The sequence below is a fragment of the Rhodoferax sp. LS1P39 genome (assembly GCF_056521425.1).
This window is the reverse complement of record NZ_JBWMAV010000008.1, coordinates 158109-175321: the sequence shown is the minus strand read 5'-3', so window position 1 is coordinate 175321 and position 17213 is coordinate 158109. Positions and strand designations below refer to the sequence as shown.

Below are 17213 nucleotides of genomic sequence, written 5' to 3'. Positions count from 1 at the left end.
GGCTGCGACGGGGCCAGTTTAGGCCAGTCGCGCGCCGCTGGGGGCAGAATTTGCTTTTGCTCTATTTTTTGTAGCTGCTAGCGTAGGTTAAATATGCGCTAGAGGCTAATTTCGCATCAGAAATGAAACGATGCCCCGTTCAGCCAGAACGTCCACCCGCCAGAAACACCGCAGAACTGGCTTTGCCAGGCTGCTGGTGTTGCCCCCTGCAAGGGGGTTGGAGGAAGATGCGAAGCACTGGAGCCTGGGGGTGTGCCAAGTCTTAGGCTTCCTTGAGCAGCTTTTCGATCAGCTTGTGCAGCTCGGGAAAGTCGGGCTCGCCCACGAAGCGCTTGACGATCTCGCCGCGCTTGTTGACCAGGAAGGTGGTGGGCGTGAGTTGCACCTGGCCCCAGGCGTGGGCGGCGGCACCGGTGTTGTCGATGGCCACGTCAAACGGCAGCTTGCGGGTTTGCGCGTAGTTGACCACGTAGCTGGGCGGGTCGTAGGCCATGGCGATGGCCAGCGTGTTGAAGCCCTGGGCGTGGTACTTATCAAAAGTGGCGATGATCTTGGGCATCTCGGCCACACAGGTGGTGCAGCTGGTGGCCCAGAAGTTGACCAGCGTCACCTGGCCCTTGAGGTCGGCGGTGGTTTTCTGGCTGCCGTCCAGCAGCACATAGGTGGCCATGGGGGCGGCATTGGCCGTGTGGGCGGTCAGATAATAGGCCCCCGAGCCCAAGGCCAGCAGGGCTGCTACGCTGGCGGCTACAAACGTTTTTTTCATGTCAAGGGGTTCCTATGAATCGACCATTTTCTCGTCGCCATTTTAATTCTGCTGCGCTGGGCGCATTGGTGTGGGCCACGGCCCAGCAGGTCCACGCCCTGTCGCTGGCCGACCTGACCGACAAAGAGGCCAACCAGGGCCTGAAAGCCGCGCTGGAAAAGGCCGCCGTGGCGGCGGTGGGCCTGTTGGGCCAGACGGATGGATTCCTGGGCAACGAAAAAGTTCGCATCCCTTTGCCCGGTTATCTGGATTCTGCGGCCAAGATGCTGAAAAACCTGGGCCAGGGCAAGCGCGTGGACGAGCTCATCACCAGCATGAACCGCGCCGCCGAAGCCGCCGTGCCCTTGGCCAAAGACGCGCTGGTGGGCGCGGTGAAGAGCATGAACTTCAGCGATGCCAAAAACATCCTCAGCGGTGGTGACAACGCCATGACCACGTTTTTTGCCGATAAAACCCGCGAGCCGCTGTTCGGCAAGTTCCTGCCGGTGGTGACCAAAGCCACCGAAAAAGTGGGCGCGGCCGAAAAATACAACCAGTTCGCCAGCAAGGCCGCTGGCTTCGGGCTGGTGAAAAAAGAAGACGCGTCCATCCAGGACTACATCACCCGCAAAGCCCTGGACGGCCTGTACACCATGATTGGCGAGCAAGAAAAATCCATCCGCCAGGACCCGGTGGGCACCGGCAGCGCGGTGCTGAAGAAAGTGTTTGGCGCGACGTTTTGAGCTTGCGCCCCCTGGTGTGCCTGGCCCTGGCCGGGCTGGTGGCCTGCAGCCCGGCTTTGAACTGGCGCACCGTGCGCTCGGACGCGCACACGTTAAAGATGCTGCTGCCCTGCAAACCCGATAAAGCCACGCGCGATGTGCCCATGGCCGGGGCCACCGTGGCGCTGGACATGCAGGGCTGCGACGCCGCCGGGGCCACGTTTGCCGTGTCCCATGTGCGCCTGGCCGATGCCCGGCAAGCCGGGGCGGCGCTGGCGGGTTGGCAGGCGGCCACGCTGGCCAATCTGCGCGCCACCCAACCGCAGCCGCAGCCGTTCGAGGTGCCTGGCGGCCAGCTCGGCGTGCGCTGGGCGGTGCAGGGCCAGCGTGCCGATGGCCGCCCGGTCAGCGCCCAGGCCGTGTGGTTTGCCCGTATCCAGGCCGACGGAATCGACCTGTTTAATGCCGTGGTGTTTGCCGATAAAGGGGATACCGCCGTGGCGGACACTTTCTTTACCGGCCTGCAATTCGAGGGAATCCACCCTCGCCCATAATTGAGCCCGCATGAACAGCATCCTCATCATCGCCCACGCCCCGCTTGCGCACGCCCTGCGCGAGTGCGCGCTGCACGTGTTTCCCGACTGCGCCAGTGGCGTGGTGGCCCTGGATGTGCAACCCCATACCCCGCCCGAAGAAACCTTTGCCATGGCCCGTATCGCCATGGAGCAGCAGGGCTCCGGGCAGTTTCTGGTGCTGAGCGATGTGTTCGGTGCCACGCCCAGCAATGTGGCGCAGAAGCTGGTGGACGGGGTGCGCTCCAAGCTCATCACCGGCGTGAACCTGCCCATGCTGCTGCGCACCGTCAGCTACCGCCACGAATCGCTGGAGGCCCTGGTGGCCCGCGCGCTGATCGGCGGCACGCAGGGCATCATGCAAGTCGCCATCACCGCACCCCAGAACCAAGCCCGCAAAAAGCATGATCCAAACATCCACGACCATCAGCAATAAATTGGGACTGCACGCCCGCGCCTCCGCCAAGCTCACCAAGCTGGCGGGCAGCTTCCCCTGCGAGGTCTGGATCGCCCGGGGCGAGCGCCGCGTCAACGCCAAAAGCATCATGGGCGTGATGATGCTGGCCGCCGGCATTGGCAGCACCGTGGTGCTCGACACCGACGGCCCGCAAGAGCAGGAAGCCATGGACGCGCTGCTGGCCCTGATCGCCGACAAGTTCGGCGAAGGCCAATAAGCCCATGACCTTTTCCATCCACGGCTTACCGGTCGCCCGCGGCATCGCCATCGGGCGTGCGGTGCTGGTCGGCTCCAGCCGGGTGGAGGTGGCGCATTACTTCATCACCCCCGAGCAGATCCCGGCCGAGATCGACCGCGTGCGCGTGGGCCGCAATGCCGTGGTGGACGAGCTGCAGCGCTTGCAGCACGCCATGCCCAAAGACGCGCCGCCCGAGCTGACCGCCCTGCTCGACGTGCACCTGATGCTGCTGGAAGACGAAACCCTGACCACCGGGGTCAAGCACTGGATCACCGACCGCCTCTACAACGCCGAATGGGCGCTGACCACCCAGCTGGAGATCATCGCCCGCCAGTTCGACGAGATGGAGGACGAGTACCTGCGCGAGCGCAAGGCCGACCTGGAGCAGGTGGTCGAACGCATCCTGCGCTACATGAAGGGCGTGGGCTCGCCCATGGCCGTGCCGCCGCCCAGATCGCCCGCCGAACGGCGCAAGGGCGGTGCACACCAGATGTCGCCCGACGAGAGCCTGACCGTGCCGCTGGTGCTGATTGCCCACGACCTGTCCCCCGCCGACATGCTGCAGTTCAAGCAAAGCGTGTTCGCCGGGTTTGTGACCGATGTGGGCGGCAAAACCTCGCACACTGCCATCGTGGCGCGCAGCATGGACATCCCCGCCGTGGTGGGCGCGCGCAGCGCCAGCCAGCTGGTGCGCCAGGACGACTGGGTCATCATCGACGGCGATGCCGGGGTGGTGCTGGTCGATCCCTCGCCCATCATCCTGGCCGAATACGGCTTCAAGCAGCGCCAGGGCGAGCTGGAGCGCGAACGGCTGACCCGCCTGCGCCACACCCCGGCCATCACCCTGGACGGCCACAAGGTCGAGCTGCTGGCCAACATCGAAATGCCCGAAGACGCGGTGGGCGCGGTGATTGCCGGGGCGGTGGGCGTGGGCCTGTTCCGCAGCGAATTTTTGTTCATGGGCCGCAAAGGCAGCCTGCCGGACGAAGAAGAGCAGTACCAGGCCTACCGTAGCGCCGTCGAGGGCATGCAGGGCATGCCGGTCACCATCCGCACGGTAGACATCGGGGCCGACAAGCCGCTGGACAAAGGCCACAAGGAAGACACCCACCTCAACCCGGCCCTGGGCCTGCGCGCCATCCGCTGGAGCCTGGCCGACCCGGCCATGTTCCTGACCCAGCTGCGCGCCATCCTGCGGGCGGCGGTGCACGGCCAGGTCAATTTGCTGATCCCCATGCTGGCCCACGGCAGCGAAATCCGCCAGACCCTGGCCCTGCTGGACTTTGCCCGCGCCGAGCTGGACAACCGGGGTGTGGTCTACGGCCCGCTCAAGCTGGGCGCGATGATCGAGATCCCGGCGGCCGCGTTGACGCTGCCGCTGTTCCTCAAATACTTCGACTTCTTGTCGGTGGGTACCAACGACCTGATCCAGTACACCCTGGCCATCGACCGCGCCGACGAATCGGTGGCCCATTTGTACGACCCGCTGCACCCCGCCGTGCTGCGCCTGCTGGCCGATACCATCCGCGCCAGCCAGGCCCAGGGCAAGGGCGTGAGCGTGTGCGGCGAAATGGCCGGTGACGTGGCCATGACCCGGCTGCTGCTGGGCCTGGGGCTGCGTAGTTTCTCGATGCACCCGGCGCAGATTCTGGCCGTCAAGCAAGAGGTGCTGCGTGCCGACACCGCCCGCCTGGGGCCTTGGGCACAGCGCGTGCTGGAGTCCGAAGACCCGGTCCAGGCCATGGCCGAGCCCCTTACCGCCCGCCCCGAAGGCGAGCCCTGCCGGGTGGATTCCGGGCTGGGGCCTTTGACCAAGTATTAAGGGTTAAATCGGCCTCTGGCGCTTATTCCATAAGCGTAAGAAGCTATCGAAATGGTAGTGTCAAGGCTTGGGAATGCGGATGCGGCTGATCATCAGCGAGCCCGACAGCGCAAACAGCAGCACCAGCGGATGCAGCGTAAAGCCACCCAGCACCACGGAGCCGCCCCACAGCGCGTCCCGCACATTGCCGGTCCAGGCGGCCATGCCCAGCAGGAACACCAGCACGATGGAGGTGGGAATCGGCGTACCTTCAAAGTACTTCACCTTGTCCGAGCCCTGCGACAGCGTCTCGGCCGTCACGTTGTAGCGCGCCAGCCGCGACACCCCGCAGGCCACAAAAAACGCCAACACGATGCGGTCATACAGCCCCTGCATCCCGCAGCCATAGGCCATGATGGCCGGGGCCACGCCGAACGAGATCACATCCGCCAGCGAATCCAGCTCACGCCCCAGAATGGAGGTCTTCTGCCGCCAGCGCGCAATCTTGCCGTCGAACACATCGAACACAAACGCCGCCAGCACCAGCCAGCAGGCAAAGTAGATGTGCTGCACATCGCCCGTTTCCAGAAAGGTCATGGTCGAAAACAGCGCCCCCACGCCGCATACCGCGTTGGCCAGCGTGAACCAGTCGGCCAGGTGGAACTCGCGGATCATGGAGAAGGGTTTTTGGTGGGGCATGGTGTCTGGTGGCAAGGTAAGGAAGAAGGGCTTCAGGGATATTGTTGCCGGGCGTGCAGTACCCGCAGGAGGTCCAGCACGCCATCGCCTACCTGGTAGACCACCAGGTAGTTGGGGCGTACCACCAGCTCACGGGTGCCGGGCACACGGCCGGGGCGGTACAGAAAGGGCACGTAGCCCAGGCGTTCGGCGGTTTGAACGATGTCATCTTGCAAGCGGGCGGCGGCAAGCGGGTCGCGTTCCTCGATATAGCCAATGATTTCTACCAGGTCGCGGATGGCTTCCTCAGTCCACCGAACCTGCAGCACGGGCATCCCTTTTGGCTTGCAACATGGCGGCAATGCGGGCCACGGCTTGGTCGTGGGGCAGGCGCGGGGCCTTGCTGTCCAGGGCCTCTTGCACCTTGGCGCGGAACCAGCGGTCGTAGCTGGCCGCAGCTTCGTCGGTCTGGAATTCAGAAATACGGGGGTCGAGTGCGGTGCTCATGGCCTAAGGCTAGCACAAACGGGCGGGCCGTAGGCGTAAATGGTGGTCTATTGATTTAAAGGAAATCGGCCTCTACCGCTTATTCCTAGGGCGCAAGAAGCTCTCATTTCGATAGCGGTTTGAGCAGCTCCTGCAAATCGTCTTCCGAGAACAGCGGCTCCTTGCGGCCCTGGGCGCCGCTGTACATGCTCTCGGCCAGGGCGGCCTTGCGTTCTTGCAGGGCCAGGATGCGTTCTTCGATGGTGCCCTGGGCCACCAGCTTCACCACCCATACGCTTTGCGTCTGGCCGATGCGGTGGGCGCGGTCGGTGGCCTGGGTTTCCACCGCAGGGTTCCACCAGGGGTCATAGTGGATCACGGTGTCGGCTTGCGGCAGGTTCAGGCCCACGCCCCCGGCTTTCAGGCTGATGAGGAACAGCGGCACGGCACCGCTGGTGAACTGGTCGATGATGGCATCGCGCTTTTGCGACTGGCCGGTGAGCTTGACCCAGGGGATGGCGCGGGCCTTGAGCTCGGCCTCGATGCGCTCCAGCATGCTGGTGAACTGCGAAAACAGCAGCACCTTGCGGCCTTCGGCCAGCATCTCGGGCAAGATTTCCATCAACTGGTCGAGCTTGGCGGAGCGGGTGACCTTTTTGGCCGACTCCAGCTTCAGCAGCCCCGGGTCGCAGCAGACCTGGCGCAGCTTGAGCAGCGCGTCCAGGATGGTGATGTGCGACTTGGCCAGGCCCTTGCTGTCAAGTGCCTCGCGCACCGCCTTTTCGGTGGTCAGGCGGATGGCCTCGTACAGGTCGGCCTGCGGGCCTTCGAGCTCGACGCGCATCACGGTTTCCACCTTGGGCGGCAGCTCGTGGGCCACCAGCGCCTTGGTACGGCGCAGCATGAACGGCGTGATGCGGCTGCGCAACTGGGCCAGGCGCTCGGTGTCGCCGCGTTTTTCGATGGGGGTGCGGAACAGGCTGCCAAACTTGGCCTGGCTGCCCAGAAAGCCGGGCATCAAAAAGTGGAACAGGCTCCAGATCTCGCCCAGGTGGTTTTCCATGGGCGTGCCGCTCAGGGCCAGGCGGTGCTGGGTTTGCAGCTCGGCCACCACCTGCGCGGCCAGGGTGCTGGCGTTCTTGATGTTCTGGGCTTCGTCCAGCACCACAATGTGCCAGGGGGCTTGCAACCAGCCTTCGCGGTCGCGCTGCAGCAGCGAATACGGGGCGATGACCACGTCGTGTTCATGCGTGGTGTCGGCTACCTCGTGGCGGTCCTGGCCGTGCAGCACCAGGGTGCGCAGGCCGGGGCAAAAGCGCTGGGCTTCGCGCTGCCAGTTGCCCATCAGACTGACCGGGGCAATGATGAGCGCCGGGTTGGTCAGGCGGCCTGCGTCTTTTTCCACCTGGATGTGGGCTAGGGTTTGCAGGGTTTTGCCCAGGCCCATGTCGTCGGCCAGGATGCCGTTGAGGCCCGCGCGGCGCAGAAACTGCAGCCAGTTCAGGCCTTGCTGCTGGTACGGGCGCAGGCTGGCGTGCACGCCCTCGGGCAGCGGTACTTCGGGCAGGGCGCTGCGGCCCGCCAGTTGCGCCACCAGTTCCTGTAGCGCGCTGGCCCCGGTCCACACCGCGCCCTCGCCCAGGGCGGCCCCGGCGCGCAGGGCTTCCATGCGGCTCAGGCGCAGGCTGTCGCCATCGAGGTCGTGCTGGCGGTCGCCTACCAGCTCCAGCAGGGCGGCCAGCCAGGGACGCAGGGGTTCGGTGGGCACGCGGATGAAGCTGTCGTCGGGCTTGCGCATGTAGACAAACGGCGGCAGTACGCGTTCGCCGGTGGCCTCGTCCGCCGGGGCGTTGGCCAGCTGGTTCAGCAGGCTGGGCAGCCAGGGCAGGATGTTGTGGCGCTCGCCGTTGATTTCCATGCCCAGGGACAGGTCGAACCAGGGGGAGGCATCCGGGTCGTTGGCGTTCTGTGCCTGCATTTGCACGTCGAGCGCATCGGCGCGCTGCAGCCAGTCGGTGAGTGCGTCGTCGCGTGTCACGGTAAAGCCGTCGGCGCGGAAGGCGGCAAAGTCGGTGTCGGTCCAGTCCAGCCAGGTTTGTTGGCTCTGCGGGCCGGGCAAAAAATAGCCTGCATCGGGCTTGCCCAGCAGGCCCAGGGCCACCAGCCGGGCATCCAGGGCTTGCTCAGTGGGCAGATCGCGGACCAGCAGGGTGCGCTGGCCCAGGTGCGAGACGATCACGCTGGCATCTGAATTGTCCCAGCCACCGCGCAGCCCGGCGTAGTCGAATTCCAGCCGTGCCCATAGCAGTCCGTAGGTGGGTTCGTCCTTTTTGCCCACCGGCACCAGGTGCAGATGGCCCGTAGGCACCACGCCTTGCACGGTGGGCAGGGGCTTGAGCGTGGGCGGCATGGCTACGGCGGCCAGGCGGCGGGTCAGCGGCAACTGCAGCGGTTCGATGGCCGATTGCGGCATGGGCGGGGCGTTCAGCAGCAGCGGCAGTTGCTCGGGGGCGATGCCCTGGGTTTGGGCCAGGCCGCAGGTGCCTTGGGCGGCATCCAGGTACAAGGGTGGGTGGTTGGCGTAAATCAGGGCCGTGGGGCTCCTGGTTTGGGTTTGCAGGGTCCACACGGGTTCTCCGCCTACGCGCTCCGTGGCTTCTTTCCAGGTCCAGCCCAGTTCCATGGGCGTGCTCAGGCGCAGCGGTGCGCCCAGAAAGCCGCCGTCGGCCACGGTGAACAAGCGTTCGGTGTCGGAGGCCATTTGCAGCGCCAGCAGCCCGGCGGCACCTTCCAGCACGGCGCAGTGGGTGAGGGCGTAGGCGTAGTGGTTGGAGCCGCTGGCCAGGCCTTTGAGCATGCGCAGCAGCTCTTGCTCGGCGGGGCTGGCCGCGTCAAACAGCGGCTGGCCGGGGTAGGGCGGCGTGAGGATGTTCTTGGGCTTGGCCCACTCGCCGTTTTTCTTCAGGTAGGTTTTTTGCAACTGCAGTTGCAGCAGCTGGGTTTTTTGCTGCGTGGTGCCGGGGCACAGGGTGTAGACGAAGCTCTCGGCCTGTGCGCTGTCGGGCTGGGGGCTGCTGCGCCGGTCCAGCGCGTCAAACTGGGCCAGCCATTGGCGCACCTTGAGGGCGGCAGCATCGCGGGTGCGCTGCTCTGCAGCTAAGCGGGCGGCGGCCAGCTCGGCATCGGTGGGCGGCTTGGGCGGCGTGGCGTTGACCGTGGCCTGGGTGCGGTAGGCGGCCTTGAGCGACAGGGCTACGGCGTGCTTGCAGTCCACACCCACCGGGCAGGTGCAGTCGGCATCCCAGTGCGTCAGCATGCCGTGTACGTTGATGTGCAGGCGGATGCTTTGTTTGTACGGGGTGCGTTCGCTGCCCTGCACGCTGCCGGTGAGCTGCCAGCGGCCGTTGTCGATGGCCCGGACTTCGATGTCCAGTACCTTCTGGCCCCGGTACAGGGTCAAGCCCCGTTCCAGGACGGCATCCGAGACGTAGTTACCGAGATTGCGGGGGTTGAACCAGAGGCCGCCGACCGTCGCCATTTACAGAGTGGGGGCAGCGTGGGCCAGGGCGTGTTCGGCCTGCTGGTCGGCGTGGTAGCTGCTGCGCACCATGGCGCCCACGGCGGCGTGGCTGAAGCCCATTTCGTAAGCCTTGGTTTCGAACATCTTGAAGGTGTCGGGGTGCACGTAGCGCTTCACCGGCAGGTGGCTGTTGCTGGGCGACAGGTACTGGCCGATGGTCAGCATGTCGATGTTGTGGTCGCGCATGTCCTGCATGATTTGCAGAATTTCTTCGTCGGTCTCGCCCAGGCCGACCATGATGCCGCTCTTGGTGGGCACATTGGGGTGCAGGGCCTTGAACTTCTTCAGCAGGTTCAGGCTGAACAGGTAGTCCGAGCCGGGGCGGGCTTCTTTGTACAGGCGCGGCGCGGTTTCTAAATTGTGGTTCATCACGTCGGGCGGGGCCAGCTTCAGAATCTCCAGTGCGCGGTCGTCGCGGCCCCGGAAATCGGGCACCAGCACCTCGATTTGCGTGGTGGGCGAGAGTTCGCGGATGTGCTGGATGCAGCTCACAAAATGCCCGGCACCGCCGTCGCGCAGGTCGTCGCGGTCCACGCTGGTGATCACCACGTATTTCAGCTTGAGCTTGGCGATGGTCTTGGCCAGGTTCAGCGGCTCGTCGGCGTCCAGCGGGTCGGGGCGGCCATGGCCTACGTCGCAAAACGGGCAGCGGCGGGTGCACTTGTCGCCCATGATCATGAAGGTGGCCGTGCCCTTGCCAAAGCATTCGCCGATGTTGGGGCAACTGGCTTCCTCGCACACCGTGTGCAGGTTGTTCTCGCGCAGGATTTGCTTGATCTCGTTAAAGCGGGTGCTGGGCGAACCGGCCTTGACGCGGATCCACTCGGGCTTTTTCAGCACTTCGCCCTGGATGACCTTGACGGGGATGCGCGACAGCTTGGCACCGGCCTTTTGCTTGGCAAGCGGGTTGTACGACTCTACAGATTGCGCGTCGCGGACGACTTCGGTGGTGCTCATGGGCGGTTTCTTTGTCAGTTGGGCCGGGGTGGTGATTATCGCTGTTGCCAAAAATCAACGTGCGAGATTAGAGCTTCCTGTCTTGGCGCGGTCACAGTTGGCGCGTTATAGTTCAGTCCATGTTGCAGTGCAACATAAAACCTTGTACTGCCCACCCTTACTTTTATTGATTGGAAACACCATGCTGAACTTTGAACAAATCACCGCCAACCAAAAATCCGCTGTTGCCAGCCTGTTCGCCCTGTCCAACTCCCTGTTTGACAGCACGCAAGCCCTGGTCAAGCTGAACCTGCAAGCCGCCAAGACCTCGCTGCAAGAAACCGAAGAAGTCGCTTTGACCGCTGCTTCGATCAAAGACCCCAAGGAACTGGTCGAGCTGGTCACCAAGGTTGCCAAGGCTGCTCCTGAAAAGGCTGCTTCCTACCTGCGCCACGTGCAAGCCATTGCCACCACCAGCAGCACCGAAGTGCGCACCTATGTGGAAACCGCCACTGCCGGTGCCAAGGCCGAGCTGTCCACCCTGGTGGATGCCGCTGTGAAGAACGCCCCCGCTGGCAGCGAAAACGCTGTGGCCCTGGTGAAGTCGGCTGTGGCCGCTGCCACCACCGCGTTCGAAACCGCACAAGCTTCCGCCAAAGAAGCCACCGACAAGGCTGTTGAAGCCGTGGCGGCCCAACTGGAAGCCAAGGCTTAAATTTGGCTCACCCCCAGGCTACAGCGCAAGCGCTTTTCGCCAACCCCCTTGCAGGGGGCGATGCTGGTGGCCCGGCAAAGCCGGTTCCACGGCATCCTTGGCGGGGATGCGTTCTGCTTGAAGCCTGGGCGCGGTCCTAACCGCACATCGCGGACAATATCGCCCTACGGCCTGGTTTTTACCGGGCCGTTTGTCTTTGTGGAGAACCAATATGAACAACGCCCCCTCATTTTTCGCCCGTCTGTCGCTCGCTTTTGCAGTTTTGGGCGACAGCACGCTGGCGGCCAAGGTGCAGGATGCACGCAATGGCGTGGTGCCTGCCGCTCCGCCTGCACCTCCCGCGCCCCCGCCGGCCCCGGTATTGAAAGTCGCCACCCCCGATGCCGCCCTGCAATTGCTGGGCCTGCTGCAGCGCGAAGCCCGGTTTGTGGACTTCATCCAGGAAGACGTGGCTGCGTATTCGGATGCCGACATTGGCGGCGCCGCCCGCCTGGTGCACACCGGCTGCCGCAAGGTCTTGCAAGAACACTTTACCCTGGCCCCGGCGCGCCCCGAGGCCGAAGGCAGCCGCGTCGTGTTGGAAGCGGGCTTTGATGTGGGCACCGTGCGTTTGACCGGCAACGTGGTAGGCAACGCCCCGTTCCGTGGCACCCTGCGCCACCCGGGCTGGAAGGCCACCGATGTGCGCCTGCCCCGCACCACCGAAGGCCACGACCCGCGCGTCATCGCCGCCGCCGAGGTGGAACTGTGAGCGGCCCCCGTTTTGCTATCGGCATCGACCTGGGCACCACGCACTGCGCGCTGTCGTATGTTGACCTGGCCAACCCCGAAGCCCCTCCGCAGATCCTGCCCATCGCCCAGCAAAGCGCCCCCGGCGCGGTGCAGGACTACGCGCTGCTGCCATCCTTTATTTATTTGCCGCATGCCAGCGAGTTTGCCGACGGCGACCTGGCTCTGCCCTGGCACAGCCCGTCGGATGCCGTCGTCGGTGAATGGGCCCGCAGCCACGGCGCGCAAACCCCCATCCGCCTGGTGTCCAGCGCCAAAAGCTGGCTCTGCCACGCCGGGGTGGACCGCCGCGGCGCGATTCTGCCGAACGATGCCCCCGAAGAAGTCGCCCGCATCTCCCCGCTGGAAGCCAGCACCCGCTACCTGGCGCACCTGCGCGATGCCTGGAACCACACCCACCCCGACGCGCCGTTTGGTGAGCAGGCGCTGACGGTGACCATCCCCGCGTCCTTCGACCCCGCCGCGCGCGAGCTGACGGCAGAAGCCGCCCAGGCCGCGGGCTACACCGGCGTGACCCTGCTGGAAGAACCCCAGGCCGCCCTGTACAGCTGGATCGCCCAGAGCGGTGGCGGCTGGCGCAAGCAGGTCAAGGTGGGCGACGTGATTCTGGTGGTGGACGTGGGCGGCGGCACCAGCGACTTCTCGCTGATCGCCGTGGTCGAGCAAGACGGCAACCTGCAACTGCACCGCGTGGCCGTGGGCGAGCACATCCTGCTCGGCGGCGACAACATGGACCTGGCCCTGGCCCATGGCGTGGCCCGCCAGTTGGCATCGGAGGGCAAAGCGCTGGACCCGTGGCAGATGCGGGCACTCACCTACGCCTGCCGCCTGGCCAAGGAAAAGCTGCTCACCGACGCAGACGTGCACACCGTGCCGCTGCTCATCCCTAGCCGGGGCGCACGCCTGATCGGCGGCTCGATCAACGCCGAGCTGACCCGCGACGCGCTCACCGCCACCATCCTGGAAGGCTTCTTCCCCCAGGTGGAGAGCCACGCCCGCCCCGTCAGCCGCGCCCGTGCGGGCTTGACGCAACTGGGCCTGCCGTATGCGCAGGATGCCGCCGTCACCCGCCACCTGGCCGCGCTGCTGGGCCGCCAGGTCGGGGCCACTGCCGCACTGGACGGCTTTGCGGCGCAGCAGGACGCGAGCTTTCTGCACCCCACTGCCGTGCTGTTCAACGGCGGCGTGTTCAAGTCGGACCTGCTGGTGCAGCGCACCCTGGCCACGCTGAACGGCTGGCTGCAGGCCGAGGGCGCACCCGAGGCCCGCCTGCTGGACGGTGCCGACCTGGACTTCGCCGTGGCCCGGGGTGCTGCCTACTACGGCACCGTGCGCGGCGGCCAGGGCATCCGTATCCGCGGCGGCACGGCCATGGCCTACTACGTGGGCGTGGAATCCGCCATGCCCGCCGTGCCGGGGCTGGAGCCGCCGGTGCAAGCCCTGTGCGTGGCCCCGTTCGGCATGGAAGAGGGCACCGAAGCCGCTCTGCCTCCGCAGGAATTCGGCCTGGTGGTGGGCGAAGCCGTGCGTTTTCGTTTCTTTGGCTCCAGCGTGCGCCGCGATGACACCGTGGGCCAGATGCTGGACTTCTGGACTTCTGAGGAGCTGCAAGAGCTGGCCGAGATCGAAGCCACCCTGCCCGCCGAGGGCCGGGCGGTCGGCGAGGTCGTGCCCGTGAAGCTGCACGCCCGCGTGTCCGAGATCGGCACGCTGGAGCTGCTGGCCGTGCCGCGCAGCGGTGGCGAAGGCTGGAAAGTGGAGTTCGAGGTGCGCGAAGGCTGATGGCGGAATTGTGGAGTCAAATCGGCATCCAGCGCCCATTCCATCGGCGTGACAAGCTATGAATAAAGTAGCAAAACCCGCCTTCACCGTCGGTATCGACCTGGGCACCACCCACACCGTGGTGGCCTACGCCAGCACCGCGGCGCGCGGGGCGGCCAAGATCCAGATCTTCGCCATCCCCCAGCTGGTGGCGGCGGGCGAAGTGGCTGCGCTGCCGCTGCTGCCGTCGGTGCGTTTCCACCCTGCGCCGGGCACGTTGCTGGCGGCGGATGTGCAATTGCCCTGGCCGTCGGCCGAATCTGCCGTGCTGGGCCGTTTCGCCCTGGCGCTGGGCGCGCAAGTGCCGGGCCGCCTGGTGGCTAGCGCCAAAAGCTGGTTGTCGCACACGGCGGTGGACCGCACCGCGCCTATCCTCCCCTGGGGCGCACCCGACGAGGTCGGCAAAGTCTCGCCCCTGGCCGCCAGCGCCAGCACCTTGGCCCACGTGCGCGCCGCGTGGAACGCCCAGCACCCCCCGCTGGAATACCAGGACATCGTGCTCACCGTGCCTGCGTCGTTTGACGAAGGTGCACGCGCCCTCACGCTGCAAGCCGCCCAATTGGCGGGTTTGCCCAAGGTGCGCCTGATTGAAGAGCCCCAGGCCGCCTTTTACGACTGGGTTTACAGCCACCGCAGCACCCTGGCCGTCGATCTGCAGGCCACCCGCCGCGTGCTGGTGGTGGACGTGGGCGGCGGCACCACCGACCTGACGCTGATCGACGTGGATCTGGCGGACGGCGAACCCAAGCTCACCCGCACCGGCGTGGGCGACCACCTGGTGCTGGGCGGCGACAACATGGACCTGGCGCTGGCCCATCTGGTGGAATCCCGCCTGGGTGAGTCCGAGCGCCTGTCTGCCGCCCAACTCGCCCAGCTCACCCAGCGCTGCCGCGCCGCCAAAGAACTGCTGTGGAGCCCCGGCGCGCCGGAATCCACCACCGTCACGCTGCTGGGCAGCGGACGAAAACTGGTCGGTAGCGCGCGCTCCGCCAGTCTGTCGCGCTCTGATTTGGATAGCATTTTGGTGGAAGGCTTCTTTCCTTCTGTTGCCGCCGATGCCCAGCCCCAGCGCGCCCGCAGCGGCTTGGTGGCCTTTGGCCTTCCGTATGCCAGCGATGCCGCCATCACCCGGCACGTCGCCGCCTTTTTGCAGCGCCATTCTGGCCAGATGCCCGACGCCTTGCTGCTCAACGGCGGTGTATTCCATGCGGAATCCCTGGTGCAGCGCCTGCATGACACGCTCAACAGCTGGGCGACCGCGCCGCTGCAGCTGCTGCACAACCCGCACCTGGATGCCGCCGTGACCCGCGGTGCCGTGGCCTACGCGCTGGCCCGTGCAGGCAAGGCCCCGCGCATCGGCGGTGGCTCGGCGCGCAGCTACTTTTTGGTGTTGGACGACGGCATCACCAGCCAGCGCGGCATCTGCGTGCTGCCTTTTGGCGCCGAAGAGGGCAAAGCCATCACCCTGGCCGACCGCACCTTCGCCCTGCGCCTGGCCCGCCCGGTGCGCTTTTACCTGGCCAGCAGCGTCACCGACACCCGCTCGCAGCCGGGCGAATTGGTCGATTTGTCCACGGGCGGCTTCGTGCGCCTGCCGCCCATTTCCACCGTCGTTCAGACCGACAGCCAAGCCCGCGAAGTACTGGTGCAGCTCAGCACCGCCCTCACCGAGGTCGGCACGCTGGAGATGCATTGCGTCAAAGTGGACGAACCGGCGCAGCGGTGGCAACTTGAATTCCAGTTGCGCGGAGATGCCCCTGCGGTGGTGGAAGCCGCGCCGCACCCCCGCCTGGCCGATGCCAGCGTCGCCATCGCCCGCGTCTTCGGCGACCGCAGCCAGGGCGTGGAGGCCAAAGAGGTCAGACAACTCCGCGCCACCCTGGAGCGCCTGCTGGGCAGCCGCGAGGGCTGGGACACACCGCTGCTGCGCACCTTGTTCGCCCAACTGCTCGACAGCGCGAAACGCCGCCGCCGCACCGCCCAGCACGAGCGCCAGTGGTTCAACCTGACCGGCTACGCCCTGCGCCCCGGCTTCGGCCACCCGCTGGACGACTGGCGGGTGCAGCAGATGTGGGAGCTGTTCGCGCCCGGCATCGCCCACAGCCATGAGCCGCAGCAGTGGTCCGAATGGTGGACGCTGTGGCGGCGCATTGCCGGGGGGCTCACGGCCGAGCAGCAGGACATGGTGTTCGAGGCCATCGCCTTCTATCTGCAGCCCGTGGGCGGGCAGGACGTGCCCACGCCCGACGGCCCCCGCATGCAGGGCCTGGACGACATGCTGCGCATGGCCGCGTCGTTCGAGCGCCTGTCGGTAGCCAACAAGGTGCAGCTGGGCACCTGGTTGCTGCAACGTCTGCAAAAACCCGGCGAGAACCCGCAAACCTGGTGGGCCCTGGGCCGCATCGGGGCCCGCCAGCCGCTGTACGCCAGCCTGCACCACGTGGTGCCCCCCGACATCGCCGTGGAATGGCTGCAAGCCCTGCTGGCCGCCGACTGGTCCCAGGCCGAACCGGCAGCCTTCGCCGCCACCCAGATCGCCCGCGCCACCGGCGACCGCGCCCGCGACATCCCTGAGGCCCTGCGCCAGCAGGTGCTGGACCGCCTTACCGCCGCCCGCGCAGCACCCGGCTGGATCGCCATGGTGCGCGAGGTGACCGCACTGGACGCAGCCGACACCAAACGCGTGTTTGGCGAGTCGCTGCCGGTGGGGTTGAAGTTGGTGGATTGAGGGTGCTATTGTTTACGTAGCTGCTTGTGCTGGTGGGGTAAGCACGAGGTGCCAAAAATGTACTTGAGGTGCACGATGTTGACACCATGAAAACAAAACCATCAGTCTCAGCGCATGGGGCCGCCATACCCCCGGCCGGTGCCGTGATGTTGCCCCCAGAACCCATCCCGCCCACGTTCATCTCCCTCGCAATGGTCAGGTTGTATGAGGCCCAAAAAGCAAACAATTATCTGGACGCGGATGCGGTCATTGCACGGCTAGAACAGAAGTTGGCAGCCGCTAGAGCTCGGTAGGCTGGGCTTTCAATGCACCGCTACCGCCCGCCCCAAGTCCTGCGCCACCTGTTGCAGGCGCTTGTCTTGGCTCCATAGCGTATAGCCCGGGGCCAAAAACACGCTGGTGATCAGGTGCGCATCGACATAACCTATGCCCCGGCCTGCGAGATTCTGGCGGTCGATCAGGGTCAGCACTTCCTCGTCCAAGGCCGTGTCCAGCCGCGGCAGGTGGCACAAATCTTCAAATGCCGCATCGGTTTGCCGCAGATTGCCCAGCGCCAGTTCGCCCAGCACGAAAGCATGGGTGCATACCTGCCCCTGTTGCAGCAGGCTGAACAGCACGGGATCGCGGGTGCGAAAGTGGTTGACCCAGACGGATGTGTCGACCAGGACCATGGCGTTCAGTTCGCCGTGCGGTGGCTGGGTTGCCGCCGCCGTGGCGCAATTTCCAGGTCGGGCAGGGTGCCGCCCAGCAGGGCCAGGCGGCGGGCGCTTTCGCGCTGGATCAAGGCGGTGAGCGCCTCGCGGATAAGCGCAGTGCGTTCGGTCAGGCCGGTGTATTTTTCGGCCTGGGCCAGCAGGTCATCGTCCAAAGTCAGGGTGGTGCGCATGGAGGGTCTCCGGTGTGCCGCACGGAATGCGGCATCAAATGATGCCTTATTTTATGCCT

17 protein-coding genes are annotated in these 17213 nt (G+C 65.7%); 9 read left to right on the top strand and 8 right to left on the bottom strand.

Going from position 1 to position 17213, the window contains the following annotated elements; all coding sequences use genetic code 11:
* Positions 1–262: 262 nt before the first annotated feature.
* Complete coding sequence (locus AC097O_RS14720; protein ID WP_479593525.1) at positions 263–766, bottom strand: TlpA disulfide reductase family protein; 504 nt, start codon at positions 764–766, stop codon at positions 263–265.
* 14 nt (positions 767–780) lie between these two features.
* On the opposite strand from AC097O_RS14720, the gene AC097O_RS14715 reads away from it, so the two are divergent.
* Genes AC097O_RS14715 through ptsP form a run of 5 tightly spaced genes read left to right on the top strand, consistent with a single transcriptional unit; the run spans position 781 to position 4556 of the window.
* The gene (locus AC097O_RS14715; RefSeq protein WP_479593524.1) at positions 781–1488 is read left to right on the top strand and encodes a DUF4197 domain-containing protein; all 708 of its coding nucleotides are present in this window, start codon (positions 781–783) and stop codon (positions 1486–1488) included.
* Positions 1485–2021: a hypothetical protein gene (locus AC097O_RS14710; RefSeq protein WP_479593523.1), complete on the top strand. Its 537-nt coding sequence runs from the start codon at positions 1485–1487 to the stop codon at positions 2019–2021. Before AC097O_RS14715 ends, AC097O_RS14710 begins: the two co-directional genes overlap by 4 nt.
* 10 nt (positions 2022–2031) lie before the next feature.
* Entirely contained in the window at positions 2032–2475 is a 444-nt protein-coding gene (locus tag AC097O_RS14705; protein WP_479593522.1) for a PTS sugar transporter subunit IIA, read from the top strand.
* Positions 2444–2713, top strand: a complete 270-nt coding sequence (locus tag AC097O_RS14700) for an HPr family phosphocarrier protein (RefSeq protein ID WP_315188349.1) — start codon at positions 2444–2446, stop codon at positions 2711–2713. The genes AC097O_RS14705 and AC097O_RS14700 overlap by 32 nt, the downstream gene beginning before the upstream one ends.
* 4 nt (positions 2714–2717) lie before the next feature.
* The gene (gene ptsP, locus AC097O_RS14695) at positions 2718–4556 is read left to right on the top strand and encodes a phosphoenolpyruvate--protein phosphotransferase (RefSeq protein WP_479593521.1); all 1839 of its coding nucleotides are present in this window, start codon (positions 2718–2720) and stop codon (positions 4554–4556) included.
* A 60-nt stretch (positions 4557–4616) separates the two neighbouring features.
* Here ptsP and AC097O_RS14690 read toward each other — a convergent pair whose 3' ends face one another.
* The 5 genes from AC097O_RS14690 to lipA all read right to left on the bottom strand — a co-directional run bounded on the left by AC097O_RS14690 (position 4617) and on the right by lipA (position 10236).
* A complete protein-coding gene (locus AC097O_RS14690) occupies positions 4617–5234 on the bottom strand; it encodes a CDP-alcohol phosphatidyltransferase family protein (protein ID WP_479593520.1) in 618 nt (205 codons plus the stop codon).
* 32 nt (positions 5235–5266) lie between these two features.
* Positions 5267–5548, bottom strand: a complete 282-nt coding sequence (locus tag AC097O_RS14685; protein ID WP_479593519.1) for a type II toxin-antitoxin system RelE/ParE family toxin — start codon at positions 5546–5548, stop codon at positions 5267–5269.
* Positions 5520–5720 carry a type II toxin-antitoxin system RelB family antitoxin gene (relB, locus tag AC097O_RS14680; RefSeq protein WP_479593518.1) on the bottom strand — a complete coding sequence of 67 codons (201 nt, stop codon included), beginning with the start codon at positions 5718–5720 and terminating at the stop codon, positions 5520–5522. The genes AC097O_RS14685 and relB overlap by 29 nt, the downstream gene beginning before the upstream one ends.
* 103 nt (positions 5721–5823) lie before the next feature.
* Complete coding sequence (locus tag AC097O_RS14675; protein WP_479593517.1) at positions 5824–9237, bottom strand: DEAD/DEAH box helicase; 3414 nt, start codon at positions 9235–9237, stop codon at positions 5824–5826.
* Positions 9238–10236 (bottom strand): lipoyl synthase, encoded by a 999-nt coding sequence (lipA, locus tag AC097O_RS14670; RefSeq protein ID WP_479593516.1) that lies wholly within the window; start codon positions 10234–10236, stop codon positions 9238–9240.
* 181 nt (positions 10237–10417) lie between these two features.
* Between lipA and phaP the strand changes: the two genes are divergently transcribed.
* The 4 genes from phaP to AC097O_RS14650 all read left to right on the top strand — a co-directional run bounded on the left by phaP (position 10418) and on the right by AC097O_RS14650 (position 16268).
* Complete coding sequence (phaP, locus tag AC097O_RS14665; RefSeq protein ID WP_479593515.1) at positions 10418–10930, top strand: TIGR01841 family phasin; 513 nt, start codon at positions 10418–10420, stop codon at positions 10928–10930.
* A gap of 211 nt (positions 10931–11141) precedes the next feature.
* Entirely contained in the window at positions 11142–11681 is a 540-nt protein-coding gene (locus tag AC097O_RS14660) for a DUF2760 domain-containing protein (protein WP_479593514.1), read from the top strand.
* Positions 11678–13501, top strand: a complete 1824-nt coding sequence (locus AC097O_RS14655) for an Hsp70 family protein (RefSeq protein ID WP_479593513.1) — start codon at positions 11678–11680, stop codon at positions 13499–13501. Before AC097O_RS14660 ends, AC097O_RS14655 begins: the two co-directional genes overlap by 4 nt.
* Before the next feature lie 58 nt (positions 13502–13559).
* Entirely contained in the window at positions 13560–16268 is a 2709-nt protein-coding gene (locus AC097O_RS14650) for an Hsp70 family protein (RefSeq protein WP_479593512.1), read from the top strand.
* Positions 16269–16570: 302 nt separating this feature from the next.
* Here the strand turns inward: AC097O_RS14650 and AC097O_RS14645 are convergent, their stop codons facing one another.
* Both AC097O_RS14645 and AC097O_RS14640 read right to left on the bottom strand, forming a co-directional pair.
* On the bottom strand, positions 16571–16939 hold the full coding sequence (locus AC097O_RS14645; protein ID WP_479593511.1) for a type II toxin-antitoxin system VapC family toxin: 369 nt from the start codon (positions 16937–16939) through the stop codon (positions 16571–16573).
* Positions 16940–16944: 5 nt separating this feature from the next.
* The gene (locus AC097O_RS14640) at positions 16945–17154 is read right to left on the bottom strand and encodes a type II toxin-antitoxin system VapB family antitoxin (RefSeq protein ID WP_479593510.1); all 210 of its coding nucleotides are present in this window, start codon (positions 17152–17154) and stop codon (positions 16945–16947) included.
* Between the last annotated feature and the right edge of the window lie 59 nt (positions 17155–17213).